2 pseudogenes are annotated in these 663 nt (G+C 62.4%); one reads left to right on the plus strand and one right to left on the minus strand.

The features are described 5' to 3' along the window. A pseudogene (locus tag MKK69_RS18685) lies at nt 1-472 on the plus strand (hypothetical protein); the annotation flags it as partial. Nucleotides 473-547: 75 nt separating this feature from the next. Here the strand turns inward: MKK69_RS18685 and MKK69_RS18690 are convergent. Further along, a pseudogene (locus MKK69_RS18690) lies at nt 548-663 on the minus strand (IS630 family transposase); the annotation flags it as partial.

A 663-nucleotide genomic window follows, 5' to 3' on the forward strand; every position in this document is an offset into this window, starting at 1 on the left:
GCCCGAACGTGGTCCGCGCCTGCGGAAGGCCGTTCTTGGTCCCCTCTGCGGGATCTACGGCATCGGCCCGAAGCTCTGGGCGATGATGCTGGCTGACCTTCTGCTCGGCGCCGACCCGAACCGGGAACGCTGGGTCACAGCCGGATCATGGATGATCGCCGTCGACTCCCTCGTTCATCACTTCCTGCATCGGACGGGCACCCTGGCGCGGTTTGACGCCGAACACGCTTTCGGGCCGGCTTGTACCGCGCCTGGGGGCTGCGCGGCGATCATCGAGGGCTTGGCCTGCCGGATCAATGCCCAAGCCTACAACCCGGACTTCCCGGCGACCTTCCCTCGTTTTGTTCAAGCGGCGCTGTGGGGCTTTTGCGCGGAAGCTGGCTGGGACATCTGCAACGGCAATCGCATCGACGATCGATTAGGCTGTCAGCAGCGGCAGTGCCCAGCTTTCGAGGTCTGTGACCGTCATTAAAACTGACAAACTAGTTGTATGGTCCCGGGATGAGGTGTGACGAGTCGATCCTGGAGCGATTAGAGCTGTTCCCGCCTATGTAGCGACGGCCAAGTCATTTTCGTAACCGGCAGCTGTGAGGCAGTTGCGGCACTCGTCTGAGGTAAAGCCGGTGAAGGCTTCGCGGATGGTTGCCCAGAGGTCGGGCACGG

The sequence above is a fragment of the Methylobacterium sp. J-026 genome (assembly GCF_022829585.1).
GTDB lineage: Bacteria > Pseudomonadota > Alphaproteobacteria > Rhizobiales > Beijerinckiaceae > Methylobacterium.